Annotated in this window: 13 protein-coding genes; 4 read left to right on the forward strand and 9 right to left on the reverse strand. The window is 72.7% G+C overall.

Annotation, left to right across the window (positions count from 1 at the left end; genetic code table 11):
- Positions 1-86 precede the first annotated feature (86 nt).
- Positions 87-2,963 carry an ABC transporter substrate-binding protein gene (locus ACZ5WC_RS24145; protein ID WP_468542756.1) on the forward strand — a complete coding sequence of 959 codons (2,877 nt, stop codon included), beginning with the start codon at positions 87-89 and terminating at the stop codon, positions 2,961-2,963.
- A gap of 15 nt (positions 2,964-2,978) precedes the next feature.
- Here ACZ5WC_RS24145 and hemW read toward each other — a convergent pair whose 3' ends face one another.
- From hemW to lepA, 4 genes are all read right to left on the reverse strand, one after another.
- Positions 2,979-4,220, reverse strand: a complete 1,242-nt coding sequence (gene hemW, locus ACZ5WC_RS24150) for a radical SAM family heme chaperone HemW (protein WP_468542757.1) — start codon at positions 4,218-4,220, stop codon at positions 2,979-2,981.
- Positions 4,221-4,272: 52 nt separating this feature from the next.
- Positions 4,273-6,309: a SpoIIE family protein phosphatase gene (locus ACZ5WC_RS24155; RefSeq protein ID WP_468542758.1), complete on the reverse strand. Its 2,037-nt coding sequence runs from the start codon at positions 6,307-6,309 to the stop codon at positions 4,273-4,275.
- A 433-nt stretch (positions 6,310-6,742) separates the two neighbouring features.
- Positions 6,743-8,632, reverse strand: coding sequence for an AMP-dependent synthetase/ligase (locus ACZ5WC_RS24160; RefSeq protein ID WP_468542759.1), 1,890 nt, complete (start codon positions 8,630-8,632; stop codon positions 6,743-6,745).
- A 320-nt stretch (positions 8,633-8,952) separates the two neighbouring features.
- Entirely contained in the window at positions 8,953-10,827 is a 1,875-nt protein-coding gene (gene lepA, locus ACZ5WC_RS24165; protein WP_311119484.1) for a translation elongation factor 4, read from the reverse strand.
- Between the two features lie 215 nt (positions 10,828-11,042).
- Here lepA and rpsT point away from each other — a divergent pair, with 215 nt between their 5' ends.
- Positions 11,043-11,309, forward strand: coding sequence for a 30S ribosomal protein S20 (gene rpsT / locus ACZ5WC_RS24170; protein WP_003969243.1), 267 nt, complete (start codon positions 11,043-11,045; stop codon positions 11,307-11,309).
- A 555-nt stretch (positions 11,310-11,864) separates the two neighbouring features.
- Here the strand turns inward: rpsT and holA are convergent.
- The gene (gene holA, locus ACZ5WC_RS24175; RefSeq protein ID WP_096623337.1) at positions 11,865-12,851 is read right to left on the reverse strand and encodes a DNA polymerase III subunit delta; all 987 of its coding nucleotides are present in this window, start codon (positions 12,849-12,851) and stop codon (positions 11,865-11,867) included.
- 83 nt (positions 12,852-12,934) lie between these two features.
- On the opposite strand from holA, the gene ACZ5WC_RS24180 reads away from it, so the two are divergent.
- Positions 12,935-13,180: a hypothetical protein gene (locus tag ACZ5WC_RS24180; RefSeq protein ID WP_468542760.1), complete on the forward strand. Its 246-nt coding sequence runs from the start codon at positions 12,935-12,937 to the stop codon at positions 13,178-13,180.
- Between the two features lie 82 nt (positions 13,181-13,262).
- Here the strand turns inward: ACZ5WC_RS24180 and ACZ5WC_RS24185 are convergent, their stop codons facing one another.
- Entirely contained in the window at positions 13,263-14,156 is an 894-nt protein-coding gene (locus tag ACZ5WC_RS24185; RefSeq protein ID WP_468542880.1) for a YceI family protein, read from the reverse strand.
- A gap of 162 nt (positions 14,157-14,318) precedes the next feature.
- Positions 14,319-15,272, reverse strand: coding sequence for an arylamine N-acetyltransferase family protein (locus ACZ5WC_RS24190; RefSeq protein WP_468542761.1), 954 nt, complete (start codon positions 15,270-15,272; stop codon positions 14,319-14,321).
- Between the two features lie 104 nt (positions 15,273-15,376).
- Between ACZ5WC_RS24190 and ACZ5WC_RS24195 the strand changes: the two genes are divergently transcribed.
- Positions 15,377-15,838, forward strand: coding sequence for a pyridoxamine 5'-phosphate oxidase family protein (locus tag ACZ5WC_RS24195; RefSeq protein WP_468542762.1), 462 nt, complete (start codon positions 15,377-15,379; stop codon positions 15,836-15,838).
- A 203-nt stretch (positions 15,839-16,041) separates the two neighbouring features.
- Here ACZ5WC_RS24195 and ACZ5WC_RS24200 read toward each other — a convergent pair whose 3' ends face one another.
- Positions 16,042-18,696 (reverse strand): ComEC/Rec2 family competence protein, encoded by a 2,655-nt coding sequence (locus tag ACZ5WC_RS24200; RefSeq protein ID WP_468542763.1) that lies wholly within the window; start codon positions 18,694-18,696, stop codon positions 16,042-16,044.
- Entirely contained in the window at positions 18,693-19,622 is a 930-nt protein-coding gene (locus ACZ5WC_RS24205; RefSeq protein WP_468542764.1) for a ComEA family DNA-binding protein, read from the reverse strand. Before ACZ5WC_RS24205 ends, ACZ5WC_RS24200 begins: the two co-directional genes overlap by 4 nt.
- Between the last annotated feature and the right edge of the window lie 75 nt (positions 19,623-19,697).

Genomic DNA, 19,697 nt, shown 5'->3' on the forward strand with positions numbered 1-19,697 from the left:
TGTGAATGCCTGCGCCCCACGCGCACCATCGGTTATTGAGGGTGGGGACACGGGCTCATGGACACACGGGGGAAGGGCACGGGGCGATGGCGCGCGAGGTCTGGCGGGACAGTGCGGACAATGAGGCGGCCTCCGCCGTCTTCCACCTGATGCAGCAGCTGATCGACCGGTACCGGGTGAACCGTCCGGTGATGCCGCTCGTGGTCGCCCAGGCGGCGGACGCCGGGGCCGGGCCGGAGATCGACGCCCGGGTCGAACGCCTCGTCCACCAGGTGCATCGGGCCAACGAGCTGCGCCGGGTGCCGGTGCGGCTGCTGGACGGCGACGGGGCCACACCGTACGAAGCGGCGCTCGACATGGTGCGCACGCTGTCCGAGAAGCCGTGGGAGACCCGCGAGAACGCCCAGTACAAGCCGTTCCCCTTTCCGCGCTCCCGGCTGCTCGGGGCGATCGAGCAGGCGACCGCGACGGTGGTCGAGCAGTCCGGCGGCGGCGCGGAGGGGGTGCGCGAGGAAAGGATTCTGGAGCAGCTGAGCCGGTTGCGCTGGCGGGCGGACCGGCCTCGCCGGGGCACCTGGTGGGACTCGCTGCGGGATTCGGTGCGGCCGGAGACCTTCATCGGCGCGCTGTTCATCGCGCTGCTCGGTGTGCTGTTCGGGGAGATCGACTGGCTGCTGACGGCCCTGGTGGCGGCGGGCGCGCTGATCGCCCTGGCCGTCGCGGGGCTGCTGACCCGGGCCGCGCCGCCGCTGCTGTGGCTGCGCCGGGCCAGCCGCTGGTTCGCCACCACCTCCTCACTGGCCGCCTCCAGCACCGGCTATCCCTCGGACGGCTGGTCGTGGTTCTCGCCGAGCGGGTCGTGGCGGGTGATCCGGGCGCGGGCGGCGGCGGTCGCGGAGCGGGTGGCGGACGCGGGGGCGGGCGACGAGCACGCGCGCCAGTTCCATCTGGAGCTGCGGGTGCAGGCGCTGCTGGAGGACCTGCGGCACGCCTACCGGCCGCACGCGCTGGACTGGCGGCGCAGCAAGCGCACGGTGCCGCCGGTGGTGTTCCTGCCCCGGGCCACCCAGGACGACGGCGGCATCCTGCTGATCAACGCGATCAACAACGTACGGTCGCGGCGCAGTGAGGTCGATCCGCTGCTGCTGCTCGCCTCGCTGCCGGCCGCCGAGATCATGCGGCACACCCCGCCGCTTCCCCCGGAGCGGCCGGGCCCCGGCGCGCCGACCGGTGCGTCGGGGGCCCGGGCCCGGTACGAGCGGTGGGTCGACGATCTGAGCCTGGGGCAGTCGCCGGTGGCGGCCGCGACGCTGGCGTGGGTGCTGCGGCTGCCGCTGTCCACGGAGAAGCTGACCCACGAGCACGCCCACGCCCAGCTGGTGACCTACCGGGTGCGGCGCACCTGGGCCTGGTGGGTGATGTCGCGGGCGAGCATCGCGCTGGTCGTGGTGGGCAGCCTGCTGGGGGCGTTCCTGTGGGCCGGGCACTGGCGGGAGACCTACTGCCACGGCCCGCTGACCGACCGCAACACGGACGCCGTCTGGGCCGGGGCCGACGGCGACCGGGAGTGCGTCGGGGTGGCGACCGCGCCCGAGGTGCGGTTCGCACGCGGCAACGACCTGGAGCTGAACGGGGCCGGGAAGGGCATCACGTTCGACCGGATCGAGCGGGCGATCCGCGAGGAGAACGCGGACATCGAGCCGGGCGACCGGTACGTCACGGTCATCTACGCCGGTCCGCTCACCTCCACGGGCAAGGACCGCGAGGAGACCCGCAAGGGCCTGGAGGAGCTGACCGGCGTCTACCTCCAGCAGCGGGCGGTGAACAAGACCGTGCGGCGGTCGGTCAAGCTGCGGGTGCTCACCGCCAACGGCGGCGAGGACATGCTGCGGCAGCTCACCGCCGTCCGCAAGATCATCGAGGTGGCGGAGCGTGACCCCACGGTGGTCGGCGTGGTGGGCCTGGGCCGCAACACCGACGAGAGCGACGACGCGGCGGCTCTGCTGCGCGACGCCGGGCTGCCGCTGGTCAACACGACGAACTCCAGCAGCGACCTCCCCCGCCGGTACCCCAACTACTTCGGTCTCGCGGCGACGGACGAGGAGCAGACGTACGCGCTGGGGCTGGTCGCCGGGCAGATCGCGAAGACCATGGAGGCCCCGCACTCGATCGTGCTGTCGCGCCGGGCCCGGAACGGGGACAAGGACCGCTACACCGCCGAGCAGCGGGCCGCGGGCAAGGAGATGCTCCGGGACGCGGGCTTCACGCTGGGCCGGGACGTGGAGTACGGCCTCGCGGGCGGCGCCAGTCTCAACGCCCCGCTGACCACCATCTGCCAGGCCGAGCGGGTCCCGGACGCGCTGTACTTCGCGGGGCGCGTCGAGGACGTACGGACCCTGATGCGGGGCCTGTCGGAGACCACCGGGTGCTCGGACCGGCGGATGACGGTGTTCACGGGCGACGATCTGACGAAGAGCACGTTCAGCGACAGCACGTCCATCGCGACGAACGTCACGCTCTACCACAGCTCGCTCGCCCCGCTGGACCGGGGAAAGAACCTGGGCTTCTACGGGGACGCGCACCGCACCCTGCGGGCCCTGCACCCGGACGGCGAGGTCACGAGCCTGGCCTCGGGGCGTCCGGCGTACGAGGACGAGCTGTTCGCCAGCGGGCAGACCGTCATCGCCTACAGCGCGACGGCGGCCCTGTACGACGCCGCCGCGCGCGGGGACGCCCGCCGGAGCGCCGCCGAGACATGGGCGACGCTGCACACGGTGGACCTGAACAACATGCCCACGGGGACGATCTCGTTCAGCCGGGCGAAGGCCTCGGTCTCCGACAACGTGCACGGCCTGAACATCGTCAAGGTGGTCCGCCCCGGGCCGACCGCCGAGCGGACCCTCGTCTGCGGCAAGCCCGCCGGGGTCGCGCCGCCGCTGACGGCGAAGGACTGCAAGCCGTGAGGGGGCGCGCCGGGATCAGTCGACGAGGTCGCGGACGACGGCGTCGGCCAGGAGCCGCCCGCGCAGGGTGAGGACCGCGCAGCCCTCTTCGTACGGCTGCGGCTCCAGCAGGCCGTCGGCCAGGGCGCGGTGGGAGGCGGCGAGGCCGTCGGGTTTCAGGAGGGAGAGCGGGCAGCCCTCGCGGAGCCGCAGCTCCAGCAGGATGCGCTCGACCCTGCGGTCCTCAGCGGCGAGGATCTCGCGGCCCGCGCCGGGCGACCGGCCCTCGGCGAGCGCCTGGGCGTACGCGCCCGGGTGCTTCACGTTCCACCAGCGGACCCCGCCGACGTGGCTGTGGGCGCCGGGGCCCGCGCCCCACCAGTCGGCGCCGCGCCAGTACAGCTCGTTGTGGAGGCAGCGGCCCGCCTCGGTGGTGGCCCAGTTGGAGACCTCGTACCAGTCGAACCCGGCGGCGGCGAAGGCCTCGTCCGCGATCAGATAGCGGTCGGCGTGGGCGTCGTCGTCGGTCATGGGGATCTCGCCGCGCCGGATGCGGCGGGCGAGCTGGGTGCCCTCCTCGACGATGAGCGCGTACGCGGAGACGTGGTCGGGGCCCGCGCCGATCGCCGCGTCCAGGGTGGCCCGCCAGTCGTCGTCCGACTCGCCGGGGGTGCCGTAGATCAGGTCGAGGTTGACGTGGTCGAAGCCCGCGGCCCGCGCCTCGGCGACACAGGCCTCGGGGCGGCCGGGAGTGTGCGTGCGGTCCAGGATCTTCAGGACGTGCTGCTTGGCGCTCTGCATTCCGAAGGAGACCCGGTTGAAGCCGCCCTCGCGCAGCGCGGAGAGATAGGCCGGATCGACGGACTCCGGATTGGCCTCGGTGGTGATCTCCGCGTCCTCGGCGAGCCCGAACTCGTCCCTGATCGCCGCCAGCATCCGTACGAGGTCGGCGGCGGGCAGCAGGGTGGGGGTGCCGCCGCCGACGAAGACCGTACGGACGGGGCGGAGGTCGTCGCCGAGGACCTTGCGGGCCTGGCGGACCTCCTCGATCAGGTGGGCGGCGTAGTTGTCCCGGGAGGCCAGGGCGCCGCCGGAGCCGCGCAGCTCGGTGGCGGTGTAGGTGTTGAAGTCGCAGTAGCCGCAGCGGGTGGCGCAGTACGGAACGTGCAGGTAGAAGCCGAGCGGGCGGTCGGCTGCGCCTTCCAGGGCATGGCGGGGCAGTGCCCCGTCGTCGGGCACGGGCTCACCATCGGGCAGTACGGAAGGCATAGGGACCATTGTCGCTCGCCGCGGGAGTCCGCCGGACCGGGCCGCCTTTCACCGGCGCGCTTCAGTCCGCGTGCAGCACCAGCAGGGCCACGTCGTCGTCCGGCGGGTGCTCGGCGAACTCGTGAACCGCACGTCGGATGCGCTCGGCCGTCGCGTCGGCGGGCAGCCCGGCACACCCGGCGAGCACCCGGGCCAGCCCGTCCCCGTCGTCGAACATCAGCGGGCCCGACCGCCGCTCGGTCACCCCGTCGGTGACGCAGAGCAGGCTGTCCCCGGGCGCCAGGTCGAAGGTCTGGCTCTCGTACGCCACCTCCTCCAGCACCCCCAGCAGCACCTGCGGCTCGGCCGCCGGGCGTACGGAGCCGTCGGGCCGCAGCAGCAGGGGCAGCGGATGCCCGGCGCTGGCCACCGTGCAGCGGACCCCGCCGCCGGCCAGCGGCACGACCTCCCCGTACAGCAGGGACAGGAACCGGGACTGCGAGCCGTCGTGGAGCTGCTGTCCCCCGGCGGCGGCGACCATCAGGGCGGCTGCCTCGGCGGCCTCCATGGCGTCGTCCAGGAGCAGCCGGTTGAGCCGGTCCAGCACCTCGCCGACGCCGAAGCCCTCCCGGGAGAGCAGCCGCAGCCAGGGGCGGGCGAGGCCGGTGACGACGGCGGCCTCGGGGCCCGATCCCTGGACGTCGCCGAGGACGAAGCACCAGCGGTCGCCGGGGCACGGGAAGATGTCGTAGAAGTCGCCGCCGACCACTCCGTCGTCGCTCGGTTCGTAGACGAGGGCGCTGGTGACGCCGGGGATGTCGGCGACCTTGCTGGGGAGCAGGCCGCGCTGGAGGATGCGGCTGATGGTGGCCTGCCGGGTGTACGCGCGGGCGGCGCCGACGGCGAGGCCGAGGCGGCGTACGAAGTCCTCGATGAGCGACGCGACCGCTTCCGGGACCTGGGCGACGCCTTCACGCCCGACGAGGACGGTCCCGAGCGCGCGGCCGCCGGCGGTGATCCGGAAGGCGAGCGCGGCGCCGTCGCGGCTGCCGGGGTACGAGGGCGGGGTGTCCTCCGGCGCCGTCTCGGCGGGGTGGGTGTCCCCGGAGTGGTGGGCGTCCCCGGAATGGTGGATGTCCTCGCCGTGACGGGCGTCTTCGCCGCGGTGGGCGGGCCAGGGCACGGGGACGGATACGGGGCCGGAGCCGATACCGGCCGGGAGGCGTAGGGGTTCCCTCTCCAGGGCCGTACGCAGGGGCTCGGCGCCGGTCTGGTCGCTGTGCCAGACCCGGGCGAGCCGGGGTTCGGCGGCCGGTCCCCCGCCCTCGGCCTCCAGCCAGATCGCGCACCAGTCCGCCAGGCGGGGCACCAGCAGCTGGCCCGCTATGGCGGCCACCAGGTCCTCGTCGAGCTGCCCGGCGAGCAGGTCGGACGCCTCGGCGAGGAAGGCCGGGGCGCCCCGGCCGTCCCAGACCGCGTCGTCGCGTTCGGTGCGCCGGGCGGCGGGGGCGAGGGTCCGGGCGGCGCGCAGACCACGCCGGAGGGCGTCCTGGTCGGGCCGGGCGGGCGGGCCGCTCCAGTCGTCGACGGGGAGGCGGGCCCAGACGGTCTTGAGGCCGCTGCGGTAGGTGATGCCCCAGGACTCGGCGAGGGAGGCGACGAGCTGGAGCCCCCGGCCGTACTCGGCGGGGTCGGGCGGGGCGGCGGGGGCCTCGGCGGGCGGTTCGTCGCCGCTCACCGGGCGGGCCGGGTGGTGGTCGGTGACCTCCAGCACGAGGGCGGCCGCCGGCTCCTCGCCACCCGCCTCCTCCGGCCCGGGGACCTCCAGTCTCAGTACGAGGTCGACCGTGGTCCCGGCGTGCACGACGGCGTTGGTGACGAGCTCGTTGGTGACGGTCACGGCATCGTCCGCGAGCCGGTCGCCGAAGCCCACGGCAGCGGGCACCCCGAGCCCGGCCCACTCCGCGAGCGCCGCCCGCACGAACCGGCGGGCGGCGGACGGGGCGACGGGTATTCCGGGCAGGCTGGTGCGGCTGGCCAGGCGCGGGCCGTGTGCGTACCCGGCACGCGTGGTACCGGGACGCTGCACGGTGTCCCGCTGCAAGGGGATGGGTGCCACAGTGCGGCTCCTACGGGTCCGACGACTCCGACAGAGTGACAGACCGGACGCACCCATAAGCACCGAGTTACCGAAGTGGTCGGAAAATCGAGCGGGGTCGAACACAAGGCTTCGCGAAAGCCCGCACGGCCGAACGCCGGAGCAGCGACGGCGCGGCCTCCGGCGACCCGTGGCCGCGCCCGCCGCGGCGCGCGCAGGATGCCCGCATGCCAAAGCCGGTACGGGCGGGGCCCCCGCACGTGGACCGCCGTGCGAGCGGTGCGCGCGTGGCCGGGCTCACCGCCCCGCCGCCGGGCTGAAGCGCCTCGGGGGGGGCGACTGTGCGGTGCACGTGCAGCGGGCGGGGAACCCGGGCCCGTGAAGGTCCGGACTCCCCGCCCGTGCCCGGTCCGGGGCCGAGCCCCCGGACGGTTCGTGGTGGAGCCGACGGCTCCTACGCCTCGCGGGAGCCCGCGTACATCTCGTCGATGAGCCCCTGGTACTCCCGCTCGACGACCGGCCGCTTCAGCTTGAGGCTGGGGGTCAGCTCGCCGTGCTCGACATCCAGGTCGCGCGGCAGGAGGCGGAACTTCTTGATGGTCTGCCAGCGCTGAAGGCCCTCGTTGAGGCGCTTGACGTACCCGTCGATGAGCTCGACGGTCTGCGGGGCGGCGACGACCTCCGCGTACGACTTGCCCTCCAGTCCGTTCTCGGCGGCCCAGCCGAGGATGGTGGGACCGTCGAGGGCGATGAGCGCGGTGCAGAAGTTCCGGTCCGCGCCGTGCACCAGGATGTTGGAGACGAACGGGCAGACCGCCTTGAACTGGCCCTCGACCTCCGCCGGGGCGACGTACTTGCCGCCCGACGTCTTGATCAGGTCCTTCTTGCGGTCGGTGATGCGCAGATAGCCGTCGGCCGAGAGCTCGCCGATGTCCCCGGTGTGGATCCAGCCGTCCGACTCCAGGACCTCCTCGGTCTTGTCGGGCAGCTTGTGGTAGCCCTCCATGACGCCGGGGCCGCGCAGCAGGATCTCGCCGTCGTCCGCGATGCGCACCTCGGTGCCGGGGAGCGGCTTGCCGACGGTGCCGGTGCGGTAGGCCTCGCCCGGGTTGACGAAGGAGGCGGCGCTGGTCTCGGTGAGTCCGTAGCCCTCCAGGATGTGGACCCCGGCGCCCGCGAAGAAGTAGCCGATGTCCGGGGCGAGGGCGGCGGAGCCGGAGACGCAGGCGCGCAGTCGGCCGCCGAAGGCCTCGCGGATCTTGGAGTAGACGAGCGCGTCGGCGACCTTGTGCTTGGCGCCGAGCGCGAAGGGGACGGACGCCTTGCCGGTGCGGCGGAAGTTGTCCTGGGAGACCTTGGCGTACTCGCGGGCGACCCCGGCCGCCCACTGGAAGATCTTGTACTTGGCGGCGCCGCCCGCACGGGCCTTGGAGGCGACCCCGTTGTAGACCTTCTCGAAGATCCGGGGCACGGCGGCCATGTAGGTCGGCTGGACGACCGGCAGATTCTCGATGATCTTGTCGATGCGGCCGTCGACGGCGGTGACGTGGCCGACCTCGATCTGCCCGGAGGTGAGGACCTTGCCGAAGACGTGGGCGAGCGGCAGCCAGAGGTACTGCACGTCCCCCGCGGTGATCAGCCCGGTCGCCACGGTGGCCTTGGCCATGTACGACCAGTTGTCGTGCGGCAGCCGTACGCCCTTGGGACGGCCGGTGGTGCCCGAGGTGTAGATGAGGGTGGCCAGCTGGTCGGACGTGATGGCGGCGACCCGCTCGGTGACCGCGTCCGGGGTCTTGGCGAGAAGCTCGGCGCCCCGGGCCTCCAGGTCGGCGAGCGTGATGATCCAGCCCTCGGGGTCGCCCTCGGCCGGCTCGACCCCGGCCGGGTCGATGACCACGACATGGGCGAGGTCCGGCAGGTCGGCGCGGGTCTCCCGGGCCTTGGCCAGCTGCTCGGCGTCCTCCGCGATGAGCACCCGGCTCTCGGAGTCGGCCAGGATGAACGCGGACTCCTCCGCGTTCGTGGACGGGTAGATCGTGGTGGTCGCGGCGCCCGCGCACATCACCCCGAGGTCGATGAGGATCCACTCCACCCGGGTGGCGGAGGAGAGGGCGACCCGCTCCTCCGGCCGTACGCCGAGGGTGATCAGACCGGCGGCGATGGCGTAGACCCGCTCGGCGGCCTGCCCCCAGGTCAACGACTTCCAGTCGTCGGGACCCTCGCCCGAGGCGGACGGCACCGGATAGCGGTACGCCTCCCCGTCGGGGGTGGCCGCCACGCGGTCGATGAAGAGAGCCGCCACGGAGGGCGGCCGGTTATCGATCAAAGTCTGTGTGTCGCTCACGACGTCCTCCGGGCCTGCGGCATTGCTACGACCGGCTTCTTTGATACGGCGACTGCTGATGTTCCTGTGCTGAGCAACCTGCTTGTTCGGCTTGTTTAACTGGCCAGTAACCATCGGGTCGTGATCAGAGTAGAGCGCACTCGTCCACCACGTAAGAGGCAACGGGCCGCCGCTTTCATAACGAAAGGGCCCTCACCACCGCACGGTACTGCGGTGATGAGGGCCCTCGGGCTTCGACGCGGGGCTGCATTCCTGCCCTTGCTCCCCGGCCGCCTTCTGCCCCTGCTCTCCCGGCTGCTTCCTGCCCTTGCTCTCCCGGGCTACTTCTTGCCCTTGCTCTCCCCGGCGGACTCGTCGGTGGACAGGACGGAGATGAAGGCGTCCTGCGGCACCTCCACGTTGCCGACCATCTTCATCCGCTTCTTGCCCTCCTTCTGCTTCTCCAGCAGCTTCCGCTTACGGGAGATGTCACCGCCGTAGCACTTGGCGAGGACGTCCTTGCGGATGGCGCGGACGGTCTCACGGGCGATGACCCGGGAGCCGATGGCCGCCTGGATCGGCACCTCGAAGTTCTGCCGCGGGATGAGCTTCTGGAGCTTGGCGACGAGCCGGACACCGTACGCGTACGCCTTGTCCTTGTGGGTGACCGCGGAGAACGCGTCCACCTTGTCGCCGTGCAGCAGGATGTCGACCTTGACGAGGTGGGCCGACTGCTCGCCGGTGGGCTCGTAGTCGAGGGAGGCGTAACCCCGCGTCTTGGACTTCAGCTGGTCGAAGAAGTCGAAGACGATCTCGGCGAGCGGCAGGGTGTAGCGGATCTCGACCCGGTCCTCGGAGAGGTAGTCCATGCCGAGCAGGGTGCCGCGCCGACTCTGGCACAGCTCCATGATCGCGCCGATGAACTCGCTGGGGGCCAGCACCGTGGCGCGCACGACCGGCTCGTGCACCTTGTCGATCTTCCCCTCGGGGAACTCGCTCGGGTTGGTGACGATGTGCTCGGTGCCGTCCTCCATCTCGACCCGGTAGACCACGTTGGGCGCGGTGGCGATCAGGTCGAGGCCGAACTCGCGCTCCAGCCGCTCGCGGACCACGTCCAGGTGGAGCAGGCCGAGGAAGCCGACACGGAAGCCGAAGCCGAGCGCGGCGGAGGTCTCCGGCTCGTAGACCAGGGCGGCGTCGTTGAGCTGGAGCTTGTCGAGCGCCTCGCGCAGGTCGGGGTAGTCCGAGCCGTCCAGCGGATACAGCCCCGAGAAGACCATCGGCTTCGGGTCCTTGTAACCGCCCAGCGCCTCGGTCGCCCCGTTGCTCAGCGAGGTGATCGTGTCACCGACCTTGGACTGCCGCACGTCCTTCACACCGGTGATGATGTAGCCGACCTCGCCCACGCCGATGCCGTCGGCCGGGGTCATCTCCGGGGAGGAGACGCCGATCTCCAGCAGCTCGTGGGTGGCGCCGGTCGACATCATCCTGATGCGCTCGCGCTTGTTGAGCTGGCCGTCGACGACACGGACGTAGGTGACGACACCGCGATACGGGTCGTAGACCGAGTCGAAGATCATCGCGCGGGCGGCGGCGTCCGCGACCCCGACCGGGGCCGGAACATCCCGCACGACCCGGTCGAGCAGCGCGTCCACGCCCACGCCGGTCTTGGCGGAGACCTTGAGCACGTCCTCGGGCTGGCAGCCGATGAGGTTGGCCAGCTCCTCGGAGAACTTCTCCGGCTGTGCGGCCGGCAGGTCGATCTTGTTGAGCACCGGGACGATGGTGAGGTCGTTCTCCATCGCCAGGTAGAGGTTGGCCAGTGTCTGGGCCTCGATGCCCTGAGCGGCGTCGACCAGCAGAACCGTGCCCTCGCAGGCCGCGAGCGAGCGGGAGACCTCATAGGTGAAGTCCACGTGGCCCGGGGTGTCGATCATGTTGAGGACATGGGTCCGGCTCTGGTCCTCGCCCTCGGTGGGCGCCCAGGGCAGCCGGACCGCCTGGGACTTGATGGTGATGCCGCGCTCGCGCTCGATGTCCATCCGGTCGAGGTACTGAGCACGCATCTGCCGCTGGTCGACCACTCCGGTCAGCTGAAGCATCCGGTCGGCGAGGGTCGACTTGCCGTGGTCGATGTGCGCGATGATGCAGAAATTGCGGATCAGCGCCGGGTCGGTACGGCTCGGCTCTGGCACGTTGGAAGGAGTCGCGGGCACGCAGGGTCCTGATTCTTGAGACGCCGAACGCCGTGTCTCGGGTCGATGTCGGGTCGGTCGGATCGATACGTAGGCTCCATCGTCCCACGCCTGCGGGACAGCGACCGGTTTGGGCCGGTCCGAGGGTGACTGCTACCGTGGACAGCTGTGCCTCGTGGCTCTCATCAGCGGCGTGGCGCACATAGAAGATCCAACGAACCTGAAAAGGCTCTTTCGTGGCGAACATCAAGTCCCAGATCAAGCGGAACAAGACCAACGAGAAGGCGCGCCTGCGCAACAAGGCCGTCAAGTCGTCGCTCAAGACCGCGATCCGCAAGGCCCGCGAGGCCGTCGTCGCGGGTGACGTCGAGAAGGCCACCACGGCCGTCCGCGACGCCTCCCGTCAGCTCGACAAGGCTGTCTCGAAGGGTGTCATCCACAAGAACGCCGCCGCCAACAAGAAGTCGGCGCTGGCGTCCAAGGTTGCCTCCCTGCAGGCCTGAGCTTCATCCCGAAGCTCACTGATGTGACCGCCGGAACGGACTCGACGGGCCCTCTCTCCCGTCCCTGACCGGCACCCCGCGCCGCACACCGAACCTGCGTTCGCCACGCGGGTGCGGCGCACCAAGAGTGTGACCCGAAGCCCCGGAACCCGATCTCCCCAGATCGAGGACCGGGGCTTCGGCATGTGCGTATCGGGCCCTGGGGTTGTCCCTGGATGCACCCCAGGGTTTGCCCCGGGGGGGTACATCCAGGGACAACCCCAGGGGTGGGTCCAGGCCGTCCGGGGGGTACCGACACTCGGCCCGGGCATTTCAGCCCGCCCGAGGTACGCCCAGCCCGCCCGGGGCACCTCCGGACGACGCGAGGGGGATTCAGCCCGCCCCGGGGACACCCCCGGCGACCCGGGGCACGCTCAGCCCACCCGGGGAGTAACCTCCGGACGACACGGGGCACACCCAGCCCGTCCGGCGCTTGAGGACGGAACCGGCGCTCACACGAGAGCCCGCACGCAACGGCGAACCCTACGGCGAACCGCCCACCGCGCCCCGAGAGGGCTACCGCCCCGACCTCGCCGCACGGGCGACCACGACGACGGCCTTCTCCAAGGCGTACTCGGGATCATCCCCTCCGCCCTTCACCCCCGCATCCGCCGCCGCCACGGCCCGCAGGGCCACCGCGACCCCGTCCGGCGTCCACCCCCGCATCTGCTGCCGCACCCGGTCGATCTTCCACGGCGGCATCCCCAGCTCCCGGGCGAGGTCGGCCGGCCGCCCGCCCCGCGCCGAGGACAGCTTCCCGATCGCCCGCACCCCCTGCGCCAGCGCACTGGTGATCAGCACGGGCGCGACCCCGGTCGACAGCGACCACCGCAGTGCTTCCAGCGCCTCCGCCGCCCGCCCCTCGACCGCCCGGTCGGCGACGGTGAACGACGACGCCTCCGCCCGCCCCGTGTAGTAACGCCCGACGACCGCCTCGTCGATCGTGCCCTCGACATCCGCGATCAGCTGGGACACCGCACTGGCCAGCTCCCGCAGGTCGCTGCCGATGGAGTCGACCAGCGCCTGGCAGGCCTCCGGCGTCGCGGACCGCCCGTGCGTCCGGAACTCCGACCGTACGAACGAGAGCCGCTCGGCGGGCTTGGTGGTCTTCGGACAGGCGACCTCCCGGGCCCCCGCCTTGCGCGCCGCGTCCAGGAGCCCCTTGCCCTTGGCCCCGCCCGCGTGCAGCAGGACGAGCGTGATCTCCTCGACCGGCGCACCGAGATACGCCTTGACGTCCTTGACCGTGTCCGCCGCGAGGTCCTGCGCATTGCGCACGATCACGACCTTGCGCTCGGCGAAGAGCGAGGGGCTGGTGAGCTCGGCGAGCGTGCCGGGCTGCAACTGGTCGGACGCCAGATCCCGTACGTCCGTATCGGCGTCGGCAGCGCGCGCGGCCGCCACCACCTGCTGCACGGCACGGTCCAGGAGGAGGTCCTCCTGGCCCACGGCGAGCGTGACGGGGGCGAGCGGATCGTCGGTGGAATTCTTCCTGGTGGCCATCGCGATCCAGCATCCCACGGCCCACTGACAGCCGGGGCGCCCCACCGCCCGTGGCCCGGAGGCCCGTGTCCGAGAATGGGCGGGTGAGCGATGTGAGACACGTACTGGTGCTGCCCGACCGCGACGCCGCGGAGGAGGTGGCCGGGGAGCTGGCCGACCGCTTCGGGGTCACCGAGGAGCCTCAGCTCGTACGGGATGCCCTGGCCGGTGAGGACGACGCCGAGGACGCCCAGTGGCTGGTGGTCGTGGAAGACGCGGCCGGGCGCCTGGACCCGGCCGCGCTGGACGCGTTCGCCGCGGAGTACGAGGGGTGGCTGGAGGCCCCGTAACCGGAGCCCCCGTAAGACCCCCGGGACTCCGCAGAGCCCGGCCCTCACCCCCTGCCCGCACCCCGCACCCGGCCCCGGCCCCTCACCCCCGGGGAACGATCTGGATGTCCAGGTCGATGGCGATGCTGGAGCCCACCGCGGCGATCCCGCGCGCCAGCATCGTCTGCCAGGTGAGCGTGAAGTCCTCGCGGTGCAGTTCGGTGGTGGCCCGGCAGGCGGCACGCGGATCGCCCTCCAGACCGTTGCCGAGACCGAGGTACCGCGTGTCCAGCGTCACCGTGCGGCTGACCCCGTGCAGGGTCAGCGCCCCGGTCACCCCCCAGCGGTTGCCGCCGCGGTGGACGAAGCGCTCGCTGTAGAACTCCAGCGTCGGGTAGCGGCCGACGTCGAGGAAGTCGCCGGAGCGCAGGTGGTCGTCGCGCATCTCCACGTTGGTGTCGATCGACGCCGCGTCGATGATCACGTGCATGGCGGAGTCCTCCATGCGGTCGGCGATACGGACCGCACCGGCGAAGGTGTTGAACCGGCCGTGAATGCGCGCCAGGCCGATGTGCTGGGCGGTGAAGCCGATCTGCGAGTGGTTCGGGTCGATGTCCCAGTCGCCGGGAGCGGGCAGCTGCTGAGGCTGGGCCACTTGAAGGGTCACATCTCCCAGGGTGGCGTGCGCCCCTTCATCGACCGTCGCCGCTCCGTGGAACGGGGTGAAGCCCTCGGCCGTGACCGCGAGCCGGTACTCGCCCCCCGGGACCGTGGCCAGCACACTGCCGAAGGGGTCCGTCTCACCGCCCACCACCTTGCGCCCCGCCCCGTCCGTGACGACGAACTCGGCCTGCTGGACAGGTTCGTTGACTGGGTCCAGTACCCGGCAACTGAGAACGCCCGCGGAACGGTGCACCCGGACCCCCGCGAGCGCCCCACCGCGCCCCGCGCCTGCCTGGCTCCTGCTTCCCTTGCTTCCCAGCCAACGGCCGAACATCTTCTCCGTACCCCCAGGGGCGCTTCGCACTTCAGGGCCCCTGACAGCTGGACGTCGTTGTCGGAGCAGCGGCCCGCCGACGAGCATGCATTCGATCACTGTTGCGGCGTTCGAGGCAAACGGAGTGCATCGTAAGGGCTTGTGCCGAGCTATACGCAGGTGTTACCGAAGGTCCGAATTTCCGTCCCCCGGGGGGCATCCCCGGACCTCGGGAACCCGGGAGAGCCGCAGCCCGAAATGGTCCCGGTAGGCGGCCAGCACCTCCTCGTCCGTGGCCAGCTCCGTACGGTGCCGCTCGCCGCCGACCGTGGTGATCAGGGCCCGCCGGCTCAAGGTCACCCGCCCGGTATCCGTGCACCGTGAGCACACCAGGGAGCGGGTGAAGTGGGAGTCCGGCGAGGTGCGGTGGTACCAGGCCCCGACCCGGAACTCCGTCAGCGTCCGCGGCCGCAGGTCCAGCCGGAACTGCCGCGATCCGCCGCGCAACAGATCCAGGTCCCCCTGCGGCGCCGCCCGGAACCGGAACACACCCCGGGGGTCCTCCTGTTCCGTCCGGTCCGCCAGCGCCAGCGGCCTCAGCGCGTGGTCGCCGAACCCGACGTCCGCCAGCCAGGGCCCCGTACCGTCCTCGGTCTCCACCCGCAGCGCCATGTGGTCGTACGGGATGCCCAGGCGGCCGCCGTCACCGAAGACGCGGGCCTGGAGCAGGCTCACCCGGAAGCCGAGGGCCCGCAGCAACGCGCCGAACGCGCCGTTCAGTTCGTAGCAGAAGCCGCCCCTCCCGCCGATCACCTTGTCCAGAAGCGCCTGTTCCTCCATCACGATGTCCTCACCGAGATGAATCGACAGGTTCTCGAAGGGCACGGACAGCAGGTGCCTGCGCTGGAGCTCGCACAGCGCCTCGATGTCGGCCCGCGCCGGCCGGTCGGCGCCGATCCGGTCGAGATAGGCACGGACCGTGGCGTCCGTGACACCGTCGGCCCCGGAGCGGCCGGGGCCCCTGGTCACCGCGAGCGAGGCGGCCGAGGCGGTGGAGGCGGCTGAGGTGGTCGACGCAGCTGAGGCGCCTGAGGTGGTCGAGGCATCGGAGGTCGGGTGTGGCTGTGGCGAGGTCATGGTCCCAGTCTGGTCCGTCCAAAACTCGCGTGCTCGCCTGGTGCTCTGGTCCTAGGCCCCCCGCCCGAGGCGCCGCACGGTGATCGCTGTCTAGCGTGTCGGCCATGACCGGCCACGATCCCGCACGCACCCGGGAACAGCGCAAACAGGACGTCTTCGACCACCTCCGGCAGGACGAGGACGCGTGGGTGGCTACCGCGTCCTCGGACGGCGTCCCCACGCTGGTGCCGTTGTCGTTCCTCTGGGACGACGCCACCGGCACGCTGGTGATGTCGACACGACGGACCAACCCGACCGCCGCCAACGTGACCCCCCGCGGCCCGGTCAGGGTGACCCTCGGCCCCACCCGCGACGTGGTGCTCATCGAAGGCGAGGCGGAGATCGTGGAGGGGGCGGACCTCCCCACAGCCGTGGGCGACGCCTTCGCCACGAAGCTCCGGTGGGACCCGCGCCCCCGCTCCCCCTGGGTGTTCCTGCGCATCACCCCCCAGACCGTGCGCGCCTGGCGCGAGGTGAACGAACTCGCCGACCGCGACCTGATGCTCGCCGGGAAGTGGCTGGTCTGACCCGCACGGTCCGGCCCCGCAGGCGGCGCGGGGGCACGGGGCACAACGCGCGAGCGGAGCGGCGGACGGCAGGTGGACGGCGGACGGCAGGTGGACGGCGGACGGCAGGTGGACGGCTGACGGCGGACGGCAGGCGGCAGGCGGCAGGCGGCAGGCGGCAGGCGGCAGGCGAACCGCGGACCGCGGGACAGGCTCCGGCGGTTTCATGACCGACCCACCGCCCGCAGCTCCTTCCCCGCGCCCGTCACCGCGATCGGGCCGTCGGTGTCGGTGCGCAGGACCCGGGCCCCGGCGGCCCTGAGCGCATCGACCGTGCGGGGCGCGGGGTGGCCGTACGGGTTGTCCGCCCCGCAGGAGATGAGCGCCAGTCTCGGCCGTGCTCTGTGCAGCAGCCCCGCGTCCTGGAACGCCGAACCGTGGTGGGCCACCTTGAGAACGTCCACCCGGCCCGGTGCCGCCCGGCTGCGCAGCAACTCCCGCTGGGCCGGAGGCTCCAGGTCCCCCAGGAGCAACAGGGTCAGCCCTCCGGCCGCCCGTACGTGCAGGGTGACGCTGGAGTCGTTCGGTTCGCGCACGGCAACCATCCCGGCCCCCGTCCGCCCCGCTCCCCCGGGTCCGTCGCGCGGCCACAGCACCCGCCAGTCGACCGGACCCGCCCGGCGGTGCTCACCGGCCACGGCCCGCACTGTCGTGACCCGTGCCGCGGCCGCTGTCCGCCGCACGAACGCGGCCTGTTCGGGCGGCTCTTCGAGGCTCGTCGTCTGGATCGCGCCCACCGCCCTGCCCCGGAGCACACCGGGCAGCCCACGCACATGATCGGCGTGGAAGTGGGTGAGAACCACGAGCGGCACCCGGGTGACTCCGAGATCGCGCAAACACCGGTCGACCGCACGGGGGTCGGGCCCGGCGTCGACGACCACTCCCGTGCCCTCCCCCGCCGCGAGCACCATCGCATCGCCCTGCCCGACATCGCAGAGCGCGAACGCCCAGTCCGGCGGCGGCCATCCGGTCATGATCCGGGTCAGAGGCACCGGCCGCAGCACCACCAGGACGAGGAGCAGCCCGACGGCCGCACACAGCCAGGGGCGACGGGCAAGCCGGGGTAGCACCAGCACGGCCAGGACCGTGAGGCCGGCCAGCAGCGCCGCGCCCGTCCAGCCTCCGGGCCACTCCGCCTCGGCCCCGGGCAGGCCCGCTCCCGTACGGGCAACCGTGGCGATCCAGCCGACCGGCCAGCCCGCGACCTCGGCCAGCAACTCGGCCACCGGCATGGAGACCGGGGCGACCGCGAGGGCTGCGAACCCGAGCACCGTCGCGGGCGCCACCGCGAACTCCGCCAGCAGGTTGCACGGAACCGCCACCAGGCTGACCCGCGAGGCCAGGACCACCACCACCGGCGCGCACACGGCCTGCGCGGCCGCCGCGGCTGCCAGCACCTCGGCGAGCCTGCCCGGCACCCGCCGGGCCTGGAGTGCGGCACTCCACCGGGGCGCGAGCGTCAACAGAGCGCCGGTCGCCAGGACCGACAGCAGGAACCCATAACTCCGGGCAAGCCACGGGTCGTACAACACCAGAAGGACAACCGCCGCCGCCAGAGCCGGGATCAGGGACCTCCGGCGCCCGGTCCCGATGGCGAGAAGGGTGATGAGGCCGCACGTGGCCGCGCGCAGCACGCTCGGCTCCGGGCGGCACACCACGATGAACATCAGCGTCAGCGCACCGCCGATCATCGCGGTCCCCCGCAAGGTGATGCCCAACCTGGGTGCCAGACCACGCCGTTCACTGCTCAGCGCCGCCCCCGGTGGACCGATGAGGAGGAAGAGGAGAATCGAGAGATTCGCCCCGGAAACGGAGAGCAGGTGCGTCAGGTCGGTCGCCTTGAAGGCGTCGTGCAGCTCGGGCGGGACCCTGGAGGTGTCACCGACGACCAGCCCCGGCAGCAACGCCCGCGCGTCCGCGTCGAGACCGTCCGTCGCCTCCCGCAATCCGGCGCGCAGTTCCCCCGCCGCGCGCTGGATCCATGTCGGCGGCCCCGTGATCCGTGGCACGCCCGCACCGTCCACCCTCAGGACGGCGGCGAGGCGTTCCCCCTCGTGCAACGGTGGCGAGAGCCGCCCGCTGACCCGGAGCCGGGTGGACGGCAACACCTGCTGCCAGTCCGCCCGGTGGTCGCCCGCCGGAACCATGAGCAGCACCGGCGTACGTACCCGGGAGCCCCGGCCGTCGGGCGTCACCATCTCCATGACATCGGCGGCGATCAGGAGAAGGGCCGGGGCACTGTGGTTGCCCCGCACCGCCGGACGGGCCGGGCGCGGATCGGCGGTCACCCGCACCTCGGCCTCGACCCGCGCGTCCTCCTGCGCCAGCCCCGGAACGGGACCGCGCCGCACATCGGCCCCGTGGAACCCCGCCACTGCCGCGCCCGCCGCCGCGCAGAGCAGAACGGCCCCGGCAGCGGCAGCGGTCCCGGGCCGCCCGACGCCCCTACTCTCCCGAGAGGGCGCCCGAAAGGTGACCGCCAGCAGAGCGAGCGCCGGTACGGAACAGGCGACGACCACCACGGCCACCCAGCGCCCCGGCAGCCCCAGGGCCCACGCCGCGGCCGCCCAGGTCGCCAGGGCGGGCGGGACGAGCCGCAGGTCCACGGGCCCCTCCGTCCGAGAAGCCCCCTGCCCCGACACCCCCACCGCACCGCCACTCGCGCCCGCATCGGCAGCCTTGTCCGCACCACGCTCCGTACGGGACCCCTCATCGCGATCCGTACCCGGACCCGAACCCGAGTGCGGACCCGAACCCGGACCCGAATCCGGACTCGGAACCGGGCCAAGGAGCCTCTGCCGGACCCACAGGCCACTCATGGCCGTACAAGCGGCTGGATGTCGGCGAATCGGCGGTCGCCGATGCCCGTGACTTGGCGAAGCTCGTCGACGGACCGGAATCCACCGTTCTCCGCGCGGTAGTCGATCATGCGCCGGGCCAGCACGGGCCCGACCCCCGGCAGGGTTTCGAGCTGATCCGCGGTCGCCGTGTTCAGGCTCAGTCGTGCTGCGGGGCCGGGCAGCCCCGGCGCACCCGCCGCCCCTGGAGATCCCCCTCCGCCGCCGGTCGCGCCGGGGGCGGTGAGGCCGGGCGGAAGACCGACGACGACGTGCTCACCGTCGGCCAGGACCCGCGCCCGGTTGAGCCCGGTGACGTCGGTGCCGTCCCGCACACCACCGGCCGCACGGAGCGCGTCCGCCACCCGCGAGCCCGCCGGGAGCCGACGAACGCCCGGCCGGTGCACCTTGCCGCTCACGTCGACCACGACCTCCCCGCCCGCGGCCGGGCCCTGCGCTTCCCCGGCAACCGGGCGGGGCACCGGCTCGGGGCCGCCGGACCGTAACGGCTCCTGCGGCAGCGCGTGGTCCGCCGCATCCCCCTCCGCGGCGACCGGCTCCGGCGCACGCACCGCCTGGGGCCGCACGGACCAGAAGTGGAACGCGCCGAGAGCCACGGCGGCGAGCAGCACGAGGCCCAGCACCAGCGGCGTCCGCGGGGCCAGGCCGCACCGGAGCCGCACCCACAACGGCAGCCGCTCCCGGGCCGCCGACACAAGACGCCGGGCACGCGACGGCTCGCCGGACACCTCCGGGACATTCGCGCCGTGGTCGCGCCCCGCGTCCCGCTCGGGAGAGGCGACGGGGACGGAGGCGGTGGCGGTGGCGGTGGCGACGGGGACGGGGACGACGGGGACGGGAGCAGGCCGGGGGTCCACTCCGCCGTCAGCCCCGGGGACACCCGCCATCAGCGCATCCGCCCGCCGTCGCCCCGCCGCAGCGGCAAGGGCGGCGTGCCCCCGCGCGGAGTGGCGCCCACCCCG

The sequence above is a fragment of the Streptomyces sp. NPDC033165 genome (assembly GCF_055577965.1).